At 30.9% G+C, this 23,567-nt stretch carries 28 protein-coding genes; 15 read left to right on the top strand and 13 right to left on the bottom strand.

Features of this window, described 5'->3' with window-relative positions:
* Nucleotides 1-12 precede the first annotated feature (12 nt).
* The 15 genes from fabG to hisIE all read left to right on the top strand — a co-directional run bounded on the left by fabG (nt 13) and on the right by hisIE (nt 12,897).
* Nucleotides 13-759 carry a 3-oxoacyl-[acyl-carrier-protein] reductase gene (gene fabG / locus Q0856_RS15505; RefSeq protein ID WP_298480153.1) on the top strand — a complete coding sequence of 249 codons (747 nt, stop codon included), beginning with the start codon at nt 13-15 and terminating at the stop codon, nt 757-759.
* Between the two features lie 20 nt (nt 760-779).
* A complete protein-coding gene (locus tag Q0856_RS15500; RefSeq protein ID WP_298480155.1) occupies nt 780-1,094 on the top strand; it encodes a YbjQ family protein in 315 nt (104 codons plus the stop codon).
* A gap of 137 nt (nt 1,095-1,231) precedes the next feature.
* A complete protein-coding gene (locus tag Q0856_RS15495; protein ID WP_298506517.1) occupies nt 1,232-3,259 on the top strand; it encodes a vWA domain-containing protein in 2,028 nt (675 codons plus the stop codon).
* Between the two features lie 11 nt (nt 3,260-3,270).
* Nucleotides 3,271-4,083, top strand: coding sequence for a prohibitin family protein (locus tag Q0856_RS15490; protein ID WP_298506514.1), 813 nt, complete (start codon nt 3,271-3,273; stop codon nt 4,081-4,083).
* Nucleotides 4,084-4,330: 247 nt separating this feature from the next.
* Nucleotides 4,331-5,188, top strand: coding sequence for an ATP phosphoribosyltransferase (gene hisG / locus Q0856_RS15485; RefSeq protein ID WP_298506511.1), 858 nt, complete (start codon nt 4,331-4,333; stop codon nt 5,186-5,188).
* A gap of 13 nt (nt 5,189-5,201) precedes the next feature.
* Nucleotides 5,202-5,648: a GNAT family N-acetyltransferase gene (locus Q0856_RS15480; protein WP_298506508.1), complete on the top strand. Its 447-nt coding sequence runs from the start codon at nt 5,202-5,204 to the stop codon at nt 5,646-5,648.
* Complete coding sequence (hisD, locus tag Q0856_RS15475) at nt 5,641-6,924, top strand: histidinol dehydrogenase (RefSeq protein ID WP_298506506.1); 1,284 nt, start codon at nt 5,641-5,643, stop codon at nt 6,922-6,924. The genes Q0856_RS15480 and hisD overlap by 8 nt, the downstream gene beginning before the upstream one ends.
* Nucleotides 6,925-6,928: 4 nt before the next feature.
* Entirely contained in the window at nt 6,929-7,975 is a 1,047-nt protein-coding gene (gene hisC, locus Q0856_RS15470) for a histidinol-phosphate transaminase (protein ID WP_298480173.1), read from the top strand.
* Between the two features lies 1 nt (nt 7,976).
* A complete protein-coding gene (gene hisB, locus Q0856_RS15465) occupies nt 7,977-9,116 on the top strand; it encodes a bifunctional histidinol-phosphatase/imidazoleglycerol-phosphate dehydratase HisB (RefSeq protein ID WP_298506503.1) in 1,140 nt (379 codons plus the stop codon).
* 75 nt (nt 9,117-9,191) lie between these two features.
* Entirely contained in the window at nt 9,192-9,773 is a 582-nt protein-coding gene (hisH, locus tag Q0856_RS15460) for an imidazole glycerol phosphate synthase subunit HisH (RefSeq protein WP_298506500.1), read from the top strand.
* Entirely contained in the window at nt 9,773-10,201 is a 429-nt protein-coding gene (locus tag Q0856_RS15455; protein WP_298506497.1) for a GNAT family N-acetyltransferase, read from the top strand. The genes hisH and Q0856_RS15455 overlap by 1 nt, the downstream gene beginning before the upstream one ends.
* The gene (gene hisA, locus Q0856_RS15450; protein WP_298506494.1) at nt 10,198-10,926 is read left to right on the top strand and encodes a 1-(5-phosphoribosyl)-5-[(5-phosphoribosylamino)methylideneamino]imidazole-4-carboxamide isomerase; all 729 of its coding nucleotides are present in this window, start codon (nt 10,198-10,200) and stop codon (nt 10,924-10,926) included. The genes Q0856_RS15455 and hisA overlap by 4 nt, the downstream gene beginning before the upstream one ends.
* A gap of 24 nt (nt 10,927-10,950) precedes the next feature.
* Nucleotides 10,951-11,706: an imidazole glycerol phosphate synthase subunit HisF gene (gene hisF / locus Q0856_RS15445; RefSeq protein WP_298480190.1), complete on the top strand. Its 756-nt coding sequence runs from the start codon at nt 10,951-10,953 to the stop codon at nt 11,704-11,706.
* 3 nt (nt 11,707-11,709) lie between these two features.
* Nucleotides 11,710-12,291 carry a GNAT family N-acetyltransferase gene (locus Q0856_RS15440; protein WP_298506491.1) on the top strand — a complete coding sequence of 194 codons (582 nt, stop codon included), beginning with the start codon at nt 11,710-11,712 and terminating at the stop codon, nt 12,289-12,291.
* 6 nt (nt 12,292-12,297) lie between these two features.
* Entirely contained in the window at nt 12,298-12,897 is a 600-nt protein-coding gene (gene hisIE / locus Q0856_RS15435) for a bifunctional phosphoribosyl-AMP cyclohydrolase/phosphoribosyl-ATP diphosphatase HisIE (protein WP_298506489.1), read from the top strand.
* On the opposite strand, the gene Q0856_RS15430 is transcribed toward hisIE, so the two are convergent.
* The 13 genes from Q0856_RS15430 to Q0856_RS15370 all read right to left on the bottom strand — a co-directional run.
* The gene (locus Q0856_RS15430) at nt 12,898-13,758 is read right to left on the bottom strand and encodes a hypothetical protein (protein WP_298506487.1); all 861 of its coding nucleotides are present in this window, start codon (nt 13,756-13,758) and stop codon (nt 12,898-12,900) included. It abuts the gene before it with no gap.
* A 13-nt stretch (nt 13,759-13,771) separates the two neighbouring features.
* Nucleotides 13,772-14,593, bottom strand: coding sequence for a DUF2490 domain-containing protein (locus Q0856_RS15425; protein WP_298480202.1), 822 nt, complete (start codon nt 14,591-14,593; stop codon nt 13,772-13,774).
* Nucleotides 14,590-16,464, bottom strand: a complete 1,875-nt coding sequence (locus Q0856_RS15420) for a hypothetical protein (protein WP_298506486.1) — start codon at nt 16,462-16,464, stop codon at nt 14,590-14,592. The genes Q0856_RS15425 and Q0856_RS15420 overlap by 4 nt, the downstream gene beginning before the upstream one ends.
* Before the next feature lie 200 nt (nt 16,465-16,664).
* Nucleotides 16,665-17,408 carry a head GIN domain-containing protein gene (locus tag Q0856_RS15415; protein WP_298506483.1) on the bottom strand — a complete coding sequence of 248 codons (744 nt, stop codon included), beginning with the start codon at nt 17,406-17,408 and terminating at the stop codon, nt 16,665-16,667.
* A gap of 237 nt (nt 17,409-17,645) precedes the next feature.
* A complete protein-coding gene (locus Q0856_RS15410) occupies nt 17,646-17,792 on the bottom strand; it encodes a hypothetical protein (protein ID WP_298506481.1) in 147 nt (48 codons plus the stop codon).
* Nucleotides 17,792-18,454, bottom strand: coding sequence for a hypothetical protein (locus Q0856_RS15405; protein WP_298480214.1), 663 nt, complete (start codon nt 18,452-18,454; stop codon nt 17,792-17,794). The genes Q0856_RS15410 and Q0856_RS15405 overlap by 1 nt, the downstream gene beginning before the upstream one ends.
* A 71-nt stretch (nt 18,455-18,525) precedes the next feature.
* Nucleotides 18,526-19,506: a hypothetical protein gene (locus Q0856_RS15400; RefSeq protein WP_298506479.1), complete on the bottom strand. Its 981-nt coding sequence runs from the start codon at nt 19,504-19,506 to the stop codon at nt 18,526-18,528.
* A 91-nt stretch (nt 19,507-19,597) separates the two neighbouring features.
* The gene (locus tag Q0856_RS15395) at nt 19,598-20,149 is read right to left on the bottom strand and encodes a hypothetical protein (RefSeq protein WP_298506476.1); all 552 of its coding nucleotides are present in this window, start codon (nt 20,147-20,149) and stop codon (nt 19,598-19,600) included.
* Nucleotides 20,146-20,685 (bottom strand): RNA polymerase sigma factor, encoded by a 540-nt coding sequence (locus Q0856_RS15390; protein WP_298506456.1) that lies wholly within the window; start codon nt 20,683-20,685, stop codon nt 20,146-20,148. The genes Q0856_RS15395 and Q0856_RS15390 overlap by 4 nt, the downstream gene beginning before the upstream one ends.
* A 535-nt stretch (nt 20,686-21,220) precedes the next feature.
* Nucleotides 21,221-21,763, bottom strand: coding sequence for an SMI1/KNR4 family protein (locus Q0856_RS15385; RefSeq protein ID WP_298506453.1), 543 nt, complete (start codon nt 21,761-21,763; stop codon nt 21,221-21,223).
* Nucleotides 21,764-21,785: 22 nt separating this feature from the next.
* Complete coding sequence (locus Q0856_RS15380) at nt 21,786-22,157, bottom strand: HNH endonuclease (protein WP_298506451.1); 372 nt, start codon at nt 22,155-22,157, stop codon at nt 21,786-21,788.
* A 142-nt stretch (nt 22,158-22,299) separates the two neighbouring features.
* Nucleotides 22,300-22,935, bottom strand: a complete 636-nt coding sequence (locus Q0856_RS15375; protein ID WP_298506449.1) for a hypothetical protein — start codon at nt 22,933-22,935, stop codon at nt 22,300-22,302.
* A partial coding sequence (locus tag Q0856_RS15370; RefSeq protein ID WP_298506448.1) for an RHS repeat-associated core domain-containing protein occupies nt 22,932-23,567 on the bottom strand: 636 nt, incomplete at its 5' end. The genes Q0856_RS15375 and Q0856_RS15370, both read right to left, overlap by 4 nt.

The raw sequence follows: 23,567 nt of genomic DNA, 5'->3' as shown, positions 1-23,567 counted from the left end.
AATAAGGCTAGTATGAAATTATTAGAAGGAAAAAACGTAATTATTACGGGGGCAAGTAGAGGAATAGGAACAGGAATTGCGCAGGTTTTTGCAGAAAACGGGGCAAATGTAGCTTTTACATATAGCTCTAGTGAGGCACCTGCTTTAGAATTAGAAAAAGAATTAAGTGGCAAAGGTGTAAAAGCTAAAGCTTATAAAAGTAATGCTGCAAGTTTTAGCGAATCGGAAGAATTGGTAGTTAAAGTTCTAGAAGATTTTGGAGGTATAGATGTACTAATTAATAATGCAGGTATTACAAAGGACAATTTGTTAATGAGAATGGGAGAGGCAGATTTTGATAAAGTAATTGAAATTAACCTTAAATCTGTTTTTAACATGACTAAAGCTGTGCAGCGTACTATGCTAAAACAACGTAAAGGCTCTATAATTAATATGAGTAGTGTTGTTGGGGTTAAAGGAAATGCCGGGCAAGCAAACTACGCAGCTTCTAAAGCGGGAATGATTGGTTTTACTAAATCAATTGCTTTGGAATTAGGTTCTAGAAATATCCGTTGTAATGCTATTGCTCCCGGATTTATAGAAACTGAAATGACAGCTAAATTAGATGAAAAAGTAGTGCAAGGATGGAGAGATGGTATTCCTTTAAAAAGAGGAGGGGCACCTGAAGATATTGCTAATGCTTGTTTGTTTTTCGCTTCTGATTTATCTGGATATGTTACAGGGCAAGTGTTAAATGTAGATGGTGGAATGCTTACTTAGTATTTTTTAAAGAAAAAATTATGATATACGTTACTACAGAAACTATTGGAGGTCGAGAAATTGAAAAAAGTTTAGGTGCTGTTAGAGGAAGTACGGTAAGGGCTAGAAATATAGGTAGAGATATTTTTGCTGGACTTAAAAATATTGTTGGCGGCGAAATATCGGAATATACTAAGTTGTTAGCAGATGCAAGAGAGCAAGCTATAAAACGTATGTTGGATGATGCGCAACGTTTAGGTGCAGATGCTGTTGTTAACGTTCGGTTTACAACTTCCCAGGTAATGCAAGGAGCTGCTGAAATGCTAGCCTACGGTACCGCAGTAAAGTTGAAATAATCTATAAAATGGAGTTTCTTCCTTTGGTTATGATAGTTTTAATTTATGGAGGCTTTTTTGCTATTTTAATTTATTTAATAATTAGGAGAGTAGAAGCCAGGAAAAAGGAAGATTTCGAGAAGAGAGACAATTAATACATGCAAACACAAACGGTACTATTTATTATTTTAGCGGTTATAGTAGCTCTAATTCTAGTACTTGTACAGTATTATCATAGGCAAAAAACAAAAGGAAAGACCATTATGGTGCTTTCCTTTTTGCGTTTTATATCTATTTTCGGAGTTTTGTTACTTCTTATCAACCCAAAGTTTATACAAAACCAATACCAAATAGAAAAAGCAAATTTGGTTCTTTTGGTGGATAATTCCTCTTCTGTAAAAAACGAAAGTAATATAATAAAAAAGACTTTAGAGGAACTTGGTTCTTCAAAAGAATTAAAGAGTAAATTTAATATAAGTGCTTACTCCTTCGGAGAGAGTTTCAGGGCAAAAGACTCCCTTACTTTTTTAGAGAAAAATACTAATATTACCAAAGCATTACGAACTACCGAGGATATTTATGGTAGAACTACTACTGTTGGAGTTTTATTAACAGACGGAAACCAAACCATTGGAAGGGATTACGAAAATATAAAGTTAAAAAAGGAATTGCGAGTGTTTCCTATCTGTATAGGTGATACTACTGTTTATGAAGATGTTAGGGTCGAACAAATAAATACTAATCCTTATTCTTTTTTAAATAATAAATTCCCGGTAGAAGCTGTAATTAATTACGATGGAAACTCTAATATAAATAAAACGGTAAGTGTATTTGTTGATGGTAAAAAGGAATATCAAGAAAAATTATATTTTTCGGAAAAAGAAAATTCAAAAATTATACAAACTAACGTTACCGCAAAAAGTATAGGGGTAAAATCTATCACAATTTCTGTAGAGACTTTAAAGAACGAAAAGAATGAGTTTAATAATAAAAAATCGGCATATATAGAGGTCATAGATGAAACTACAAAAATAGGTTTGGTTTCTTCTATACTCCATCCAGACATAGGGGCTTTAAAAAAGAGTATCGAAGTTAACGAACAACGTCAGGTCTTTATAATTTCGCCAAATACGGACAAGTCTTCTTTAGAGAATATAGATGTATTTATTTTGTATCAACCAAATTCTTCTTTTACACAAGTTTACGACTTCATATCAAAAAAAAAGGTACATACTCTTACTATAAGTGGTATTAAAACAGATTGGAGATTTTTAAATAGTGTTCAGAGGCATATTGCAATTAAAAATGGATATCCAATACAAGATGTTTTACCTAAACTAAATTCTTCTTTTTCTAAATTCGATGTTTCGGAGTTTTCCGTAAATGACTACCCTCCATTAGAAACAAATGCAGGACCGATTACTCTTCATGGAAAAATGGAATCTATTTTAAAAATGACAATTAAAGGGGTGGATATTGATAATCCTTTATTAATTGTTTCTGGTGAAACTGCTAGAAAGGATGCATATTGGTTTGGAGAAAATATTTGGAAATGGAGAGTTCAGGAATACAGGAACAGTAAAGATTTTAAGAATTTTGATGATTTTATAGCCAAAATCATGGTATATCTTACGAGTTATAAAAACAAAAATCGCTTAAACGTAGATTATAAGTCGGTATATCAAGGAAGTAATAATGAGAAAATAACGGCCACTTATTTTGATGAGTCTTTTACTTTTGATTCAAACGCAAAAATAATGGCGACTATAATAAATAAAGAAACTGGGGTTAAAAAGGAGGTTCCAATGTTATTAGTTTCTAATTTTTTTGAGTTAGATATTTCTAATTTAACTCCTGGAAAGTATAGTTTTAATATTTCGGTTTTGGATAAGAGTTACTCCAAATCGGGCTTTTTTTCTATTACGGATTTTGATGTAGAAAAACAATTTCTGTCAGCAAATACAAAAAAATTAGAACGTTTAGCTAGTAAAACAAACGGAAGATTGTTTTTTTCTAATAAAACTACCGAATTAAAAAAACAATTAGTAGAAGATAATGCTCTTTTACCAGTACAGAAAAAGACCGAAAATATTGTACCTTTGGTAGACTTTAGAATTCTTTTGGGTATAATTGCATTAGCATTAACCATAGAGTGGTTCCTAAGAAAATATTACGGATTAATTTAAAAACAAGATAAATGGATAAGTTACCTAAAATTGCAATACCAGTGGTATTTGCACTAATTGTATTTGCAATATTAATCTCTAAATCAGCAGTGACAATAGGCCCAGGAGAGGGAGGTGTTTTGTTTGAACCCTTCGGAGATGGTATTAATACGGAACGTACTTATGGGGAAGGCTTTCATATTGTAGCACCTTGGAATGATATGATTGTACAAAAAGTTCGTCAGCAATCTATTTCTGATAATATGAATGTACTTTCTGTAAATGGTTTAGATATTACAGTTAGCGGTACAATATGGTTTGAACCTGAATTTAAAAACTTAGGATTATTAATACAAACTAAAGGAGAGGATTATATTAGAGAATTGTTAAGCCCTGCAATTAATGCTGCTGCAAAAAGTGTTGTAGGAAGGTATACACCAGAACAATTGTATTCTAGTAAAAGAGATATTATAGAATTAGAGATATTAGAAGAAGTAAGAAAAGAACTTGATGGGCAATATGTAAATGTTAAGCGTGTATTAGTGGAAAACGTAAAACTTCCTACTACTATAAAAGATGCAATTGAGCGTAAGTTAAAGCAAGAACAAGAATCTTTAGAATACGAATTTCGTTTGGTGACTGCAAAGAAAGAAGCAGAAAAAGTTACTATCGAGGCGCAAGGTAAGGCAGATGCTAACCGTATTTTGAGTGCTTCTTTAACAGATAAGATATTACAAGATAAAGGTATAGATGCAACCTTAAGATTATCCGAGTCTCCAAATGCAAAAGTAATTGTTGTTGGAAGTGGGGATTCTGGGTTACCTTTAATTTTAGGAAATAATTAATTTACTGTTAGTTTTATTAAGAAAAAGCTAATAGTTGTTAAAAAAATGATTTTTAATTTTTTCAGATTAAAATAAATTTTACTTTTACACTATCATGAGGAATACAAATACACATCATCATTTTCATACTGGCTTTCAAGCGAGGTGATAATGTATTGTGTAAACTAAATATATATAACCCGTTTGAGAAATCAAGCGGGTTTTGTTTTTAAATCCCTTTGATTTCCAAACAAAATAAAAAAAAGGAATGACTAAAATTAGAATTGCAATTCAGAAGTCCGGGCGTCTTAATCAAGATTCCATTGAGATATTAAAAAATTGCGGAATATCAATTGATAACGGAAAAGACCAATTAAAAGCTTCTGCTAGGAATTTTCCAATGGAAGTATTTTATTTGAGAAATGGAGACATTCCGCAATACCTAAAAGATGGTGTTGTAGATATAGCTATTATTGGAGAAAATGTACTAATTGAAAAAGGAGAAGGAATAGGTTTTGACGTAAAACTAGGTTTTTCTACATGTAAAGTTTCTTTGGCCGTACCCAAAGATGTGGAATATACATCTGTAAATTATTTTGAAGGAAAACGCATAGCAACCTCTTATCCAAATACTGTTAAAGGGTATTTAAAAGAAAAAGGAGTTCAGGCAGATATTCATATAATTAATGGTTCTGTAGAAATTGCTCCAAATATAGGTTTGGCAGATGGTATTTGTGACATTGTTTCTAGTGGTAGTACTTTGTTTAAAAATGGCTTAAAAGAAGTGGAGGTTATGTTAAAGAGTGAAGCTGTATTGGCTGTATCTCCTAAAATTTCTGAAGAACGCAAAGAAATACTTAAAAAATTACAATTCAGAATACAGGCCGTATTAACAGCAAGGCAGTCTAAATATGTTCTTTTAAATGCTCCTAATGAAAAACTAGAAGAAATTATATCTTTATTACCTGGTATGCGAAGTCCTACGGTACTGCCATTAGCGGAAGAAGGATGGAGTTCTGTACATACTGTAATTAATAAAAATAAGTTTTGGGAAGTTATAGACGAGCTTAAACAAGCGGGTGCAGAAGGTTTATTAGTTTGCCCTATTGAAAAAATGGTCTTATAGTTTTTTATGGACTATGGAAAAGAATTTAAGAATTATAGTAATTCCCGAAAATGAATTGGATACGATAATTCCAATGATATTTCTGCTGAATAATGGTAAAGTTTCAGAAGTTACTTTAAAAGAAAGGCTATCCGAAATGATTAAGTTAAACTACCAATGTATTGGCGTTTATGATGGTTGTAAGTTGATTGGTATTTGTGGTTTTTGGATTCTTAATAAGTTTTATGTAGGTAAACATATAGAGGCAGATAATGTTTTTATTAGTAAAGAATATCGTAGTATGGGAGTAGGCAAATTAATGTTAGATTGGATAGCAAACCATGCTAAGGACATAGGATGTAATAGTAGTGAAATAAACTGTTATGTTGATAATAAAAGAGGTATTCAATTTTGGGAAGACCAAGGGTATGTTGCAGAAGGATACCATATGAGAAACGTTTTTGATAGGAAAAATGAATAAAATATATAATCCAAATAATAAAGATTGGAAAACCATTCTAATGCGACCAACACAAACGGTGGCAGATATAGAAGGTACTGTAAATAGTATTTTTGGGGAAGTGCAAAAGGGTGGTGATGCTATTTTAGCCAAATACACCCAAAAGTTTGATGGTGTAGATTTAAATTCTAATATAGTATCTCAAGAAGAAATTTCTTCGGCTATAGCATCTATCCCTGAAGATTTAAAAAAAGCCATTCAATTAGCAAAAACCAATATAGAGGTTTTTCATGCAGCTCAAAAAACTAGTAGAGTAGAAGTAGAGACTACAAATGGTGTACAATGTTGGCAAGAAAAGCGACCTATACAAAAAGTTGGTTTGTACATTCCCGGAGGAACAGCACCCTTATTTTCTACAATTTTAATGTTAGCAATACCAGCGAATATTGCGGGTTGCGAAGAAGTAATATTATGCACACCGCCAGATAAAGAAGGTAAGGTAAACCCAGCAATTTTATATACAGCAAATTTATGTGGTGTTACAAAAGTTTTTAAAGTAGGTGGTATTCAGGCTATTGCAGGGATGACTTTTGGAACAGAAACGATTCCGCAAGTGTACAAAATATTTGGACCGGGAAATCAATATGTAACTGTAGCAAAGCAAATAGCTACTAAACATGGGGTAGCTATAGATATGCCTGCTGGTCCTAGTGAACTTTTAGTAATGGCAGACGATTCTGCAAATGCTGCATTTGTAGCATCAGATTTATTGAGTCAGGCAGAACATGGTGTAGATAGTCAAGTAATTTTAGTTTCTACTTCTAAAGAGTTTATATTAAAAGTAGAGAGTGAAATAACAAAGCAGATTAAGAATTTACCACGAAGGGATATTGCAGAAAAAGCTATTGCTAATAGTAAATTAATTTTTGTAGAAGAAAACCAAACTGCAATAGATTTAATCAATGAATATGGTCCGGAACATTATATTCTATGTGTTTCTAATGAAGATATATTTTTAAATCAAATTAAGAATGCAGGTTCTGTATTCATTGGTAATTATACTCCAGAAAGTGCTGGCGATTATGCATCTGGAACAAACCATACATTACCTACTAACGGTTATGCCAAACAATATAGTGGTGTAAATTTAGATAGTTTTATGAAAAGCATGACTTTTCAAAAAATATCATCTAATGGTATTAAAGAAATAGGAAAGGCTATTGAATTAATGGCAGAAGCAGAAGGGTTACAGGCACATAAAAATGCTGTAACATTACGTTTAAAAAGTTTAGAATAGAGAAATGAGTAATTTCAATTTAGATAGTCTTGTAAGACCAAACATTCGAAAATTAAAAGCATATTCTTCTGCCAGAGGTGAATTTCAAGGGAACGGAGAAAAAATGATGTTATTAGATGCTAATGAAAGCCCATTCGAGAATGGATTAAACAGGTATCCGGACCCGCAACATCGTAAATTAAGAGCTAGAGTTTCGGAAATTAAAGATGTTCCAGTAGAGAATATTCTTTTAGGTAATGGTAGCGATGAACTAATTAATTTGTTTTTTAATGCTTTTTGCCAACCAAGAGAAGATAACGTAATTGTGTTACCACCCACATTTGGAATGTATGAAGTTCAAGCCAATATTAGTGATATAGAATTACAAAAGATTGAATTGTCGGAAGACTTTCAGCCCAATATAGATCGTATTTTAGAAGCTAGTAATGCCAATACCAAAATGCTTTTTATATGTAGTCCTAACAATCCAACAGGCAATTCAATTGATACGGATAAAATAGAACAATTATTAAACCAATTTAAAGGATTGGTGGTTATTGATGAGGCTTATATAGACTTTAGCAGTAAACCAAGTTGGACTAAAAGATTGAATGATTTTCCTAATTTAATTATTATTCAAACCTTATCTAAGGCATACGGTTTAGCAGGTATACGTTTAGGAATGTGCTATGCATCCAAAGAAATTATAGAGATTTTAAATCGCTTAAAATTACCGTATAATATAAACTCATTAACGCAAAGAAAAGCACTTAGTAAATTGGAAAATTTGCCTTTAATTCAAGAAAAAATAGAAAGATTGCTTGAAGGTAGAGAGTTTGTTGTTAGTCAACTGCAGAAAATAGATTGCATAACTACAATATACCCTTCCGATGCAAATTTTGTTTTGGCGAAGTTTGATGATGCGGATAAAAGATATAAAGAACTAATAGCTAAAGGAATAGTAGTTCGTAATAGAAGTACTCAGCATGGATGTTCTAGCACGTTACGTTTAACTATTGGCACCAGAGAAGAGAATATAGTATTGATTAAAGCTTTAAAAGATTTAGTATAAAATGAAAAAAGTACTTTTTATAGACCGCGATGGAACTTTGGTATTAGAACCACCTGTAGATTATCAATTAGATAGTTTAGAAAAGTTAGAGTTCTATCCAAAGGTATTTCAATACATGGCCAAAATTGCTAGTGAGCTAGATTATGAGTTGGTTATGGTTACCAATCAAGATGGTCTAGGTACCGATTCTTTCCCAGAAAATACCTTTTGGCCTGCGCAGAATAAAGTAATTTCTGCTTTTGAAAAAGAAGGAGTGGTTTTTAAAGATGTTCATATAGATAAAAGTTTTCCTCATGAAAATGCGGAAACTCGGAAACCAAGAACGGGTCTATTAACCAAGTATTTTAATACCGAAGAATACGATTTGCAAAACTCCTTTGTTTTAGGAGACCGTATTACAGATATGGAATTGGCTAAGAACCTAGGTGCTAAAGGAATATTTTTATCAGAAGACCCAGAATTAGGCGCAGATGAGATAGAAGCCGATAAAAGGAGTATTCTAGATGTTATAGCACTAACATCTACCGATTGGGCAGCAATTTACGAGTTTTTAAAGTTAGAGGATAGAGTCGCGGAGATTACTCGTAATACTAATGAAACCAAAATATATATTAAATTAAATTTAGATGGTTCTGGAAAAAATGACATTAGTACAGGGCTCGACTTTTTTGACCATATGTTAGACCAGATAGGCAGACATGGATCAATGGATTTAACAGTAAAAGTAGATGGCGATTTACATGTAGATGAGCATCATACAATTGAGGATACCATGATAGCCTTGGGTGAATTATTTAATAAAACACTTGGAAACAAACTTGGAATAGAACGCTATGGTTTTTGCCTACCAATGGATGATTGTTTGGCACAAGTTGCCGTTGATTTTGGAGGTCGTAATTGGTTGGAATGGGATGCCGAGTTTAAGAGAGAAATGATAGGAAAAATGCCAACTGAAATGTTTTTCCATTTGTTTAAGTCTTTTACCGATGGAGCTAAATGTAATTTAAATATAAAGGCGGAAGGCGTTAATGAGCATCATAAAATAGAAGGAATTTTTAAAGCTTTTGCAAAAGCAATGAAAATGGCAGTTAAAAGAGATGCTAACAAAATGTTTTTACCAAGTACTAAAGGATTGTTATAATTAAGAGGTCAAGAATTAAGAAGTAGCTATTTTTTAACTACTTATATTCTTAACTCCTTAACTACTTAAATAAAAATGAAAATAGTAATTATAAATTACGGAGCCGGAAATATTCAGAGTATAAAGTTTGCCATTAAACGTTTAGGATATGATGCAATATTAACAGATGACGTTGCAGAAATAAAATCTGCCGATAAGGTTATTTTTCCTGGAGTAGGAGAGGCTAGTAGTGCTATGAGTAAACTAAGAGAAAGCGGTTTAGATACTTTAGTCCCCAATTTAAAGCAACCAGTTTTAGGTATTTGTTTGGGTATGCAGTTAATGTGTAATAGCTCCGAGGAAGGAAAAACGAAAGGTTTAGGTATCTTTGATGTAAATGTTGTAAAATTTACAAAAGACGTAAAAGTTCCTCAAATAGGGTGGAATGAAATTTCTAGTCTTAAATCTACTCTCTTTTCTAGTATTCCTGAAAAATCACATATTTACATGGTACATAGTTTTTATGCTCCAGTTTGTGAAGAAACTATTGCAGTTTCGGGTTATGGTGTTAATTATAGTGCCGCTTTGCAAAAAGATAATTTCTACGGAACTCAATTTCATCCTGAAAAAAGTAGTAAGATAGGTGAGCAAATATTACGCAATTTTTTAAAAATGTAATGAGTATAATATCCTATAATATATCTACTAACAAAGAATTATTGAATGTACATTTCATTCATAATTATATAAGTGCAATTTCTTATTGGGGAAAAGGAAGAACTTTGGAAGAGGTAAAAAGCACAATAGAAAATTCATTATGTTTTGGGGTATATACAGATGAAAAAGTTCAAATCGGTTTTGCCAGAGTAGTTACCGATTATACTTTTTTTGGATACATTATGGATGTTATTATTGATGAAAAATATCAAAGAAAAGGTATTGGAAAACGGTTAATTTCTTTCATACTTAATAATAAAATAATTAAAAATTTAAGCACTGTAGCTCTAAAAACTAAAGATGCGCAAGAGCTTTATATTAAATATGGATTTAAAACAATAGGAGACTCTCCGTTATGGATGTCCATGGATAAACAAAATTTAGAATGAGAATAATACCGGCAATAGATATTATAGAAGGGCAATGTGTACGCCTTTCTAAAGGGGATTATAATACAAAAAAAGTATATAATGAAAACCCTTTAGAGGTAGCTAAAGAATTTGAGGCACACGGAATAGAGTACTTGCATTTAGTAGATTTAGATGGTGCAAAGTCTAAGCATATTGTAAACCATAAGATTTTAGATCAAATTGCATCTAAAACAAGACTAAAAATTGATTTTGGAGGTGGTTTAAAGACCGATGATGATTTGCGCATAGCATTTGAGAGTGGTGCTAATCAAATAACAGGAGGAAGCATTGCTGTGAAGGATACCAAAACATTTACCCAATGGATTTCCACATACGGAGCAAATAAAATTATTCTTGGGGCAGATGCCATGGATGAAAAAGTTGCCGTTTCTGGTTGGTTAGAAGAATCTAAAGAAGAATTAGTGCCTTTTATACAGGAATATCAAAAAGCAGGCATAAGTTATGTAATATGTACAGATATTAGTAAGGATGGTATGTTAGAAGGTCCATCTTTTGCATTGTATAAAAAAATATTAGAGCAATCTAAACCAGGTTTAAAACTAATTGCAAGTGGAGGTATTTCTACTTTCGATGAATTACCTAAATTGAAAGAAATAGGCTGTGAAGGCACTATCATTGGAAAAGCAATTTATGAAAATAGAATAAGTTTAAAGCAGCTAGAGAATTTTATTATTTCTAATTAATTCCACACAAATACTATTAAAGAAATGCTTACTAAAAGAATAATTCCTTGTTTAGATATCAAAAACGGAAGAACCGTTAAAGGAATCAATTTTATTGATTTACGTGATGCCGGAGACCCTGTAGAATTAGCAGAAATATATGCAGAAGCAGGAGCTGATGAATTGGTTTTTTTAGATATATCAGCAACCGAGGAACGTAGAAAAACCTTAGCCGAATTGGTGTACCACGTTGGGGAAAAAGTGAATATTCCTTTTACTGTCGGAGGAGGAATCTCGTCTATTGAAGATGTTGATATACTTTTGCAAAATGGAGCAGATAAGGTATCTATAAATTCTTCAGCAGTAAAAAACCCACAATTGATTAATGATTTAGTTGCCAAATTTGGCTCGCAATGTATTGTGGTTGCAATTGATGCTAAACAAATAAATGGTGAATGGGTAGTTCATTTAGTAGGAGGGAAAGTACCTACGGAGCTTAATCTATTTGCTTGGGCTAAAGAAGTAGAGCAAAGGGGGGCTGGCGAAATTTTATTTACATCTATGAATAATGATGGAACAAAAGATGGTTTTGCCAATAAAGCACTGGCCCGTTTATCTACTGAATTGAATATTCCTATAATAGCTTCGGGGGGCGCGGGTACTATGCAGCATTTTACAGATACTTTTATAGAAGGTAAAGCAGATGCTGCATTAGCAGCAAGTGTTTTTCATTTTAAAGAAATAGAAATTGTAGATTTAAAACGTCAATTAAAAAAGGAAGGAATTCCGGTAAGATTATAAATTTTGATTAAGGCTACGAAAGAACATAAAGAGTTAGTAGTTAGAATTTTAGTTTCTGCTTTTAAGGATTTAGAAGAAGATAATTCTATAAACTTTATTGTTAAAAATGATGAAAACAGAATTGAGAGAATGAAAGCTCTTATGGGTTATCTATTTGAAAAATCTTTACTCTTTGGAGAGGTATATTTATCTCAAAATAAGAATGCATGTTTATTGCTTTCTTTTTCCGAAAAAGAAAAAATTACGTTGCGAACTATTTTTTTGGATATTCAATTGCTATTTAAATGCATCGGAATTAGAAATATTTTTAACGTGTTAAAGAGACAAAAATTAGTTAAAGAGTTTTATCCAGAAGAGAATCATATAAAGCCCGTAATCATGGGAGCTTTAAAAGAAGCTTATGGTAGTGGTTCTGCGGCAAGATTGGTATTAAAAGTAATGACAACTTACAAAAGAAATAAAAAACCTGTTGTTTTAGATACAGTATCAGAGTATAATATAAAGTTGTATCAAAAATTTGGTTTTAAAATAATAAGAGAAGAAAAAACACTTGGTTTTCCAATAAGTTTACTTCGTTTAAATTAATAAAAAATGAATATAGATTTTAATAAAAGTAACGACGGTTTAGTACCTGCAATTATACAGGATGCCATTACAAAAAATGTATTAATGTTGGGTTATATGAATGAAGAGGCTTATACCAAAACAATTGAAACTAAAAAAGTAACTTTTTATAGTAGAACTAAGAACAGATTATGGACCAAAGGGGAGGAAAGTGGCAATTTTTTAAGCCTACTCGATATTAAGATTGATTGTGATAGTGATACTTTATTAATTTCTGTAAACCCAATAGGACCTACATGTCATAAAGGAACAGATACTTGTTGGAATGAAAAAAACATATCTAATTTTGGGTTTTTAAGTAAATTAGAAAAAACCATAGAGGAGAGGAGAACTAGCTCCGATGGTACAAAATCTTATGTGGCTTCTCTGTTTGAAAAAGGAATTAATAAACTAGCGCAAAAAGTAGGGGAAGAAGCTGTTGAAGTGGTTATTGAAGCAAAAGATAATGATGATGATTTGTTCTTGAATGAAAGTGCAGATTTACTATTTCATTATTTAATGCTACTACAAGCTAAAGGTTTTACATTAAAGGATATAGAAAAGGTTTTAAAAAGTAGAGAAAAGTAGTTATTTATTTTTAATAGATTCTACTAATTTATCTTTTTTCCATATACCATTGATTACTTTACCGTCATGGCTATAGAAAATGCCTTTGCCTGAGCGTTGGTCTTTATTCCAATTTCCTACATATTTATCGCCATTGGGCCAATGATAGATTCCTTTACCTGTTCTTTTGTTATACTCGTAGTTACCTATGTAATATTCGCCGTCTGCCCAAAAGAAAGTTCCTTGGCCGTGGTATTTATTATCTTTCCATTCACCTTCGTACCGACTACCGGTACTTAAGAGGGCTAAGCCTGCGCCATTAGCTTTATTATTTTGTACGGCTCCTACGTAATGTACATCACTACCTTTAGCACTTTTAAAGGTTAAATATTTGCTTGTGGCTTTAGACGCTATGCGTTGTTTTAATCTAGAAATTTGTACTTGTCTTTTTTCTAAAGCAAAACGTAGGGAATCTATAGTCCTAATATTATTTAATAAAGTACTTTTAGAAATATCTGTACTATCCAAAGTTTTAGGTGTATTTGTAAGAGAAATATTATTTTGTAAATTTTCCTTTAAAGCTTCAAACTTATTTACAACTTCTAAACGTAATTGTAAGCTACTTTTATCTAGAGATCCCAATTCTAAATTTTGCTTTTTAAAAGCATTTTTAACGCCAGAATAATTATCCTGGAGCAGCATGGAATCAATTTGTACTAAGGCTTTATTTGTAGCAATAGTTTGTTCTACTTTTTTCTGCTGTGTTGTTATTTTTTTTAATTGATTATCAAGAGAATTTGCTTTTATTCCATAATATACAGCCAAACCTAATGCTCCTATTAATACTATATATATGCTAATGTTTGCCTTGTTTGCTTTCATAATACATTATAAATTAATCATTAAAGTGTATCGCCGGGAGTTTATTTTTTACTTTTCTAAAATCAGGGGAGTAATACATATGGAATCTTAGAGTAAAAGCCTGCTTAAATTTTCCGGCATTTTCTAAAGATTGGCCCATGGAATACATTCCACCTGCAGCAATGGTAAGTCTGGGTGTTAAAATATATCCAAGAGTAGTAGTAAGTCTAAGGTCCTCCATAACACTCCCTACAACGGCTTTTCCGCTTTGCATAATTAATTCGGATTCTGGAGCTATATAAAGTGTTTTAGGTTTAAGTTTATGATGGTTTAAAGGAATTTTTGCTCTAAATAAATAACGCCATCTATTTCTAAAAATATACTCGCTATTATTCTCGAACCCTTGTGTCCATCGGTGTTCAATACGTAAACGATGATAAACCATTGCTCTGTATACCGGTTGAGCAAACTGGTATTGGTGCCAAATTCTCCATTCTGGCACTAAACTTCTATCATTAATATCTTGTTCCTTATTGGTATTTAAATTTAGTCTTAGAACGCCTCCTAAACTAAAATTTACTTTTTTAGAGTATATATACCCTAAAGCATGGCGGTTGTATATTTGTGCAACTTGCCCTATGAATGGTGTATCTTCTGTTTCTTGAAAGCGAAAATGTGTCTGGGCATCCCAGTATAATCGTTTAGAAATTCTTATTTTCCCATAGGTATTTACCCATAATTTAGTTTTGGGCTCTTTGTAATAAGATTCTTCTGGTAATTCTTCTCCATATTGACTAAATAAAGGTACGTTAAAGAAGAAAAGTGCTCCAATAATGATTAGTTTTAATTTTTTCATTTTTCGGAAACCTCTTTTATTATATGTAATAAGCGCATAACCTTAATTGGATCTTCTGTTTTCTTTATTTTACGTTCTAGTTTTCGAGTGTCTTCTTCTCTTAATTGTAACATACGCTGATATGTAGTAGTATATAAAAGCGAGATAGATTTGGCTTTTTCGCAATCTAAATTGACTGAGGTTTGTTCTAATAAATGAGGAATAATTACTTTGGAATATGCCGAAATAATTCTTTTCTTAACCCCCTCTGTCATTAGATTAGACATAAAAGGATTCCAAACTTGGTCTTTATATAATTCGGTTATAGTATCTTGCTGTGTAGAGAGTTGCAATACTCCATTTTCTAATGCTATCAAATTTTCAAAACAATCTACAAGGTGGCGACCTATCTCTAATTTCTTATCTAAATCCGTAGTTTTAGAATAGCCACTAAGTTTACTTTCCGCAAAAGTCTTAATTTTAGATAAAGCGTTGGTATGCTTTTCTGGAATTTGGTTATTTACCGAATCAATTACATTTTGTAGGTTATTGATTTGTTTAATCATGACTTTTTCAATATTCTCAAACTCATCCGCTCTTTTTATATCATGAAGTTTAGCATCTAATTTTTCTTTAATAGTTTGTATAGCACTATAGTTTTGCATAAAATAGGAGTTTAAATCTTCTAGATTATTTTTACTATTTGTACCAAATCCGTCGGGCCATAATTGAGAAATCAACTTATTTAGTTCTACATATTCTAATATACCTTTAGAATAATTTTCTATTAGTAAGCCAACAGGAATTATTGTGTTGGTATTTATATTTTCTAATTGATTATATAAACTGTTGGTTTCTTCATCGGATACTTTTAAAATGTTTAATTGTGTATCGTTCAATAAAGCTTGGTTTAATTTTTCGCCGGTAGAATAAGTAGATGCAATACTATCTAATATGGAGCGGTCTTTTTTATTTAAAGGATAATAAGGGACTTTAACTTTAAATTTTGGAGAAAAAGTTGATTCTCCTATTGCATTTAGGATGGTGTTAATTTCATTAAAATATAGACTATTTTCTTTTAACAAACTTTGAATTCCTTCTTTAAAAGCAATAGAATTAGAAAGGTTAGGATTTTGTATGCAAATAATACTGAGATACTTAGCATCCAAATTAATTACTTTGCTGTTAGGAATAGATGCTTTAAATACTGGGAAATCTTGTAAATTTCCATTATAATCAACTGCGATTTTTTCTAAAATTCCATTTTTAAAAAACCAAGTTTCGGGGTTGTCGTTTGTATAGTTAACCCATTCATCATGAGCCAAACCATCTCTTAGAAACCTACCTACTAGAACACCTTCATTATTCTTAATCTGAAAACTCTTTTGAGGAATTCCTCTATTAAAAAAAATGCTACTTTTAAAAAGAGTGTTGGCAATTTTAGATTCAGAAATATTATTTACAACTATGTCCCATTTGCCATCTGGTTTTCCTTGATATAAAACTCCTTTTGCCTCTTTTTGTACACCACTTATATCAATTTTATACTGTAAATTAACAACTTCGGTATTTTTATTGGATTGGAATTTGCCAAATTGGAAAACCCATGGACCATTTGGTAAATTATCAGTGAAATTACCTTTGAAAAAAAATGTAGAGTCTTCTTCCTTTAATAATGCATTTAAATTAGAACGCTGCATTTTAAAATTTCCATGAAAAATAGTATCTACGTCCTTTAAATAATAATTAAATGAAGCCTTACCTTTATAAGCATTAATTTGGTATTGCCCCGTGTAAGAAAGGTTATCTTGAGCATTGTTTGTGCCTATTGCTCCAAATAATAATAACAAAAAAGGGAATATTAAAGAGTCTTTTTTTATAAACCGAATCATGCGGTATAAGTATAATTTAATTATTAGTTACACATGAATACGTTCAATAAGGGGTTTTGGATTTTTTAAATAATATTATTTTATAAAAAGTTATTAATTTTGTTTTTTAATAGAAGTTATAAAATTGGTTGGGACTATATAAATAAGGGACTTCTAATGTTTTATTTCTATTAGAAGCCCGTTACTTTTTACGGATAATATTACTCCTTTTTTATAATTTTAGACCCGCTGTTTACTCTTTCACGTGTTATAACAGCATCTCCTTTATAATAAAATTTACTTCCGGCTTTAGCTTCAATATCAATGGTATTAGAAACTGTTAAATAGGCTCTTGAATCTGCTAGTAAATTTAACTCTAAATCTTCTATTTCTAGATCATAATCTCTTAACTCACAATCTGCAGAAAGTTTTGCTTTAACATGTTTCGCAGTTCCAAACAAATCTGCTTTAGAGTCAGCTGTTAATTTTAAGGTTAGATCATTGACCATTACTTCACCTTTAAAAGAACCATCAGCAAAGGCTTCTATGCTTGCCTTATCTGTTACTAAAGTATTTTCTAATTCAATTTTGGCATCGGTAGAAACTTTAAACTTTTTAATTTCTTTTGCAGAAATATATACATTCAGAGTTTCTTTACCATGAATGGTTACAAAGTTTTTCAGTTTAACAATTAGTTTACTCCCATCTTGTTCTATTTTAATTGCCTTAAAAATATTGCTATTCGCCTCTATTTCTACAGATTCTTCTGCATCGGTAAAATGTACATATGCATTAAAATCATTCGCTATTTCTATAGATGTAAAATTGGAAAAGTTATATTCTTTAGTTTCAATTTCATCCGATGCTTTAATAATGTGGTGATCACAAGATATAAGCGAAATTAGAATAACAACAATTGATAAAAGTTGTAAATAAGGTAGATGTTTTCTTTTTTGATTTTGCATGATTTTTTTTTTTGATTGATTATAGATGAACTTATATTAATGTTTACAATTTTTTCTAAGTATTACAGTGCCTCATAAATAAAAACAATGAGATGCATTATTACCATCATTATATTCAATATGATTTTAGTTTTTTTGTGCTTTACTATAGGTAGTAAAGGCCAATATTACATGGAGTAGTAATACATTTTTGCTTTTTTATGAAGCCACTTTTACAATGTTTCTTGAATGCTATATTTAAACAGAAACCCATTGAATTGCTACAGGTTGCCATTCTTCGTCATTAATAGCATTTTTCTTGTTTTTTCTGAAAAAAACTTGATTATTTTTAACAAAAACGGCTTGTGTTTTTATTCCTTTTCTTTGTTTGTTTTTAAACCACATTATAGCTTCTTTTTGTAACGATTTCTTCCCATGTTAAATACACCAACTTTTATTCCAATTCCTGCCGAAAAACCATTTATTCTTTTTAAGGTTGCAGGTTCTAAATTAGTTTTACTTGAAAAGCGATATTTAATACCAGCTTCAAGTTGTAAATAGCGATTTACATTAAATAAGAAGTTAACACCGGGTTCTACTACAGCAAAAGCATCTGATTCTCTATAATCACTCTTTTTTGCTTCCTGATTCTCAAAATCAAAATCAGAGTCAATAACCCCTAAGCCACCTCCACCAACTAATAGTGGAAATGATAAATTGATCATAGATTTGCTAAATAGAATTGGTTCTATATGCAAACCGCCATAGGCTCCTATTATGTCTTCATTAATTCCTTCAATAGCATTAAAATAATTTTGTTGAGAATAAAAAAATGTACCAACAAAACCTACTTCTACTTTCCTATTCGCAACATAAGCCACTTTAAAACTTGGCAAAAAAGTATCTTTATTGTCCATTTCGCCAAGATGCACGGAAACACCTAGATAAACACCATGAACTACATTTTTACGATCATTAAACTCTATATAATCTCCTTCTTCTTGAGCTGTGCTTATAAAGTTAAAGCCAAGTAGGATTATAATTAATACTAAATTTTGATTTTTCATTTTTTGTTTTTTTTGATTGCTATTTAGTAGACTTTTTATTAATCATATTGTTACATTAACAGCTGTTAATTTTAGTTGTCTTTGATTAAAATGAGCCCTTTTTTTCCTTGTATAGATATACTCCCTAATTGCTCTTTCCCGTAGGTTGCATTAATTTTTCTAATTCTATTGCCTTTATGTATGACATCGGAAGTAACATTGCTAAAAGACTTAGGTAAACGTAAAAGACCTTCTTCTAATGTAGCATGGAATTTTAGAGAAGTATCTACGACGTTAATATTGATTTCTGATGATTCTTGATTTAATTTTATGAAAGGCTTTTGAGTGCGTATTTCATTAATGTTTAAGTCCGCTATTTTAAGAGTTAAATTCACTTCATTCTTTAAACTATTAACATCTATACCTGTAAATTTAATGTCTCCTTTAATTTTATTTATGACATCTATTTTTATTTCATCTTTACTAGAATATAGTTCAAGGGCTTTTATAGTTTCAATATTTAAGGTGGAGCCAGAACTATTAATTCTTAAATCTTCAGCATTTTCAACAATGAACTTTCCGTTTTTTATCCGAATATTACCATAGTTAATAGTCTCTGCTTTAATTTTTCCATATTTCATGGTAATGTCTGCAAAATTCAAATTACCATTAAGCCATAAATCTCCATGCTGTATATCTGTTTTAAACTTACCGGTCCAATCTTCTACTATAACATCTCCGAACTTATTAGTAATATCTAATTCAGCATTTTTTGGCAGATATACCTTATAATTAATTTTTAAATTACTTTTATCATAATCAAAGGGGTTAGCTTTGCTCCAATATTTAGCAAAAAAGCCTGTACTTTTTTCTGCTATTGCAGTTTTAAAAATGATATAATCTTTATTTTCATTTATAGAAGTACCTATTCTATCAATAAGATTTTTTGCATTCTCACTTTTTTTATGCGTTACTTCTATTTCCATTTTAATAACGAGACTCTCTTTGCTCCATCCTTGAACAGAAATATCTCCATAGTTATTTTCTAGATAAAGCTTTCCTGAATTTGTCATAGGAAAAGTTTTTTCTATTTTTTTAGAAATTTTATTTTGTGCATGTAGGCTAAAGTTTAAAACAATAGCCATTAAGAACAGCAATAGTTTTTTATAATGTATAACCATAATCCTCGTTTATTTTTTTTGAAGAATTTATTTGTTTAAGTAAATTCTCTATTAATTCAATTCTTTTTTTATAATTACCAATAAGTGCTTCTAGTATACGCTCATTGTCTAAATTTTTCTTCATTTCAATTTTTAGTTCATCATACTCATTATCTAAATCTTGCATAAAGGATAAAAATTCTTTTTTGTCTTCGTTAGATAAAGCGGGGTGTTCTTGCACTAATTTTACTTGGTGCTCTACCAGGCTTTTATAATGAATTTCTATATCTAAAACTTCTTTATTTGCATAACTAGTTTCTATACTTGCGTTATTTGGTTGTAATAAAAATGGGCCAGCTATAGTTAAGAGCCCTAAAACTAAAATGATACTAGCTGCTATTTTAAAACCTGTAGACCTCCATAACGGAATAACTTTTTTAGGTTCTGTAGCATCTAATTCTTTAGATATAGCATCCCACAACTTATTTTTATCGGCCTTTTTATCATTAAAAAAGTCTTTGTTCTCCCGTATATGTTTTTCAAAATTATCCATCATAACCCTTTAATAATTTCAATTAATTTCTTTTTTGCTCTATGGTATTGCGATTTAGAAGTGGAGGTACTTATTTCTAAAATTTCTCCAATTTCATTATGATCATAACCTTCAATTAAGTACAGACATATTATTTGCTTATAACCTTGTGGCAATTTTTCTATTCCTAGTTTTACTTTTATCAAATCTATTTTTTCTATAGGTTCTGGAGTTTCCTCTTTTAAATGATATTCATGATCCTCTATAGGTGTTAAGGAAATACGCTTAACTTTTAAATGATTTATACTTTTATTAATTACTATTCTTTTTAACCATGCTCCAAAAGAACTTTCATATTTAAAACTGTTAATTTTTTTAAAAGCATCTATAAAACTGTCTTGTACTACATCTTCAGCATCTTCCTTAATGCCAACCGTACGCATACTTATAGAATACATAGCATCTACATATAACTCGTACAATTTGTATTGTGAGTTTCTATCGCCAAGCTTGCTTTTTTCAACAAGCTCTTTGTGTGTATTTTGGACTATAGTTTCCAATTAAGTAATTACGATTCTTTGGTTGTTTTCTTAAATTTTAGTTATGTTCTTATTATAAAGACAATTGTAAAAGTAAAAGGTTGCATTTCAATTAAAAAATATTTACTTTTTTAAGTATGAATTTATTCACCTAATTCATTTTTACATTTTGGCGTTAAGAAAAACGATATGTTTATCTTACAAATTATTATGTTTTTAAGAGCTAACGTATTGTAAATTAATGGGATATTCTTTAATTATGTGCTATTAGAAAAATAGAACCTTATTTTTTTAGTAATCATTAACTTAATGACCTGGAATGAACGATAAGATTTTTATAGTACAGCCCCATTCCTGTAGCGGTACGTTGCCGTCCCAAACAAAGCAGGCAATCGTGCTTTACCAAAAAATACAAAAGCTATCTAAATGTTTAGATATCTCTTAGTTTGTTGTTTCTTAATCCGTACGGCACTAGTTGCAAACGAGCGCTAGCGGGGCTTGCATATCTTTATCTGCCACATAGGCATGGAAAACATTTTCGCGCAATCAGATTTACTTAACAAAATTTCATATACCTAAAATCAAAATCAATATCGATTCCATTTAAATTTTGTTTTTGAAAATTTATTTCTTCTTCTTTACTAAATTCAACATCACCCATTAACTTCTGTATTTCAATAATTTCATACCTTAAATATTGATTGAAGTTTTCAAAAATTTTCAAACTTTTAAAAGGATCATGAGAAAAGAAATGAATAGAAAAGTCTTCTAAATTCAAACAAACAGGGTCATTACTCGGGCTTTCAGAAAAAACGATAAACTTTTCAAGCTCTTTATCTTGAAAATTTTCTTTTAAAAAGCTCCAGTCAGATTCAATAAGTTTTACAAATTTCTCAGGTTTATATAAATTATACATAAAATCACTACTGTCGATTCCTCCAAAATTTTCGTAGTAATCACGGATTTCTTTTGGTAGCTTGATATCAAAATTAAAATCCAATGATTCAACTTCTACATCATATTCTTCCAAGAAATCAGTTAGTTTTTCTATCCAATTTTCTTCTCCAATCTTTTTTATAGGAATAATAGGTTCACTCATATTTGATATTATATTTAAAACATTAACGACAGCCTGTACCACCGCCCCATTGATTTCTCCCTCCGATATCCTCTGGATGATAAATTTTATGATACTTTGAGTGGTCTTTCATATCTACCAGTTGTAAAACACCCTTTTTACCACCAGTTTGAGCGGTAGTAGCATGATGCCATGTTGTTCCTTTTGGTGAAGTACTTCTGAATGTCCCTCTTCTAGTTGGTGCTACATGTTTTTGAATTCCAGGATAATTTTTCTCCATTTTCGCAGCATACTCAGGATGTCTTTGGAACTTATTGTGTAATGACTCATTAGATTTAGAGAAATGATATTTATCAGGTTTAGTATACTCATTTGGCTGTAATTGATGATTATGAAATGAATTATAAGCATCCAAATCCCTTACACCTTCTCCATTATATAAACCAAATACGTCTAATTGTGAATTACTATCCCAACAGTAACTATAAAAGTTGGGTTGCCCAGAGCCTAACCCAATCGGGTCTTGGGATATATAAGTACCTGTATCTGCGTATGCATTAACACTCTTTACCTTTATAAATCAGTTGCTTTTTTACATCGCCAGCAATTTCTTGAGTTGAATAAATCTTAACTTTTGAATTGCCATACTCAAAAGATATTTTTCTTTCAGGTAAAACGGTAGCTTTCATTTCATAAAAACCATTCCTAATTATAGAGTCTAATTTACCATCTTTATTATAATTGAATAAATCAACCATTAAAGTCTCTTCCTCTGCATCTTTATCCGATAAATAAAATATCTTTTTTATAATTCTATTATTCTGATAATAAGCTGTTTTTAATTGCTGTAAAACCATTTCATCATCATAATTTTCAGAAAATAATAACCATTTAGTATTATCGTTGTCGTAGTCAACAAAAACACTTCCCCAGTTCTCATTTTCTTTATTAAAACTATAAATCAATTTATCATTAACATAGTGATTTTTAATTGATGCCATTTTTTCTTTTTCAAAAACTTCAGGAGGTTTTAATTGGTTAATTATTGACTCATATGTAGTAAAATCTAAATATGAGTTACTCCAATTCGTTTTTGAAAATGGAATAGTATTCATTTTTTCTTTCCTTTCTATGAAGGATTTCTCATGTTGTTCAAAAATTTCAACAATCTTTTTGTATTCCTGTTTAATCATCGACAAGTTTTTCCTAGTTTTTTAGGGGTAGCAGTATCCCAAGTTCTACCTGCTTTTAATTCTTGCTTGATTTTGCCCATTTCCTTCTTAAAATCTTTCTTATTCTTACCATCTAATCTATCAAACAATTCATCTTTATATGCATTTCCATGTAATCCGTCCTGTTTATGAGAAGTATTTGGCGAAACCCCTGGTATTTTATCTGCATCAGTTCTAGCTAGCCATATTCCATTTTGCTTACCATCTGGATCAATTCCATGAGTTTTCATTTGATCTACTAATGAGTTCATCTTAGGGTTCTTAGTTCCTGTCATTACAATATGGCGTGCATCATGATTAGATCCAGGAGAAGGACCTAAGTTACTTCCTAGTAAAGCAGAATTTGAACTTAATCCGAATATATCTATAAGTTTATTTGAATCGCTTGAATAAGAGTAATGATTTGATATTCCCCCATCAAGTCCAATTGGATCCTGAGATATATAAGTTCCGCTATCAGGCGAGTAATACCTAAATCTATTATAATAAAGTCCCGTTTCTACATCCTCGTACTGCCCTTGGTATCTAAAAGGACAATCTGTTAAAGAACGTCCTTCAAACTTACGTACTTTTCCGTAAATATCATATTCTAC

It is taken from the genome of uncultured Maribacter sp. (genome assembly GCF_947496775.1).
In the GTDB taxonomy this organism is placed as follows: Bacteria; Bacteroidota; Bacteroidia; order Flavobacteriales; family Flavobacteriaceae; genus Maribacter_B.
The sequence above is the reverse complement of the archived record's forward strand: the minus strand, read 5'-3'. Positions and strand labels throughout refer to the sequence as shown.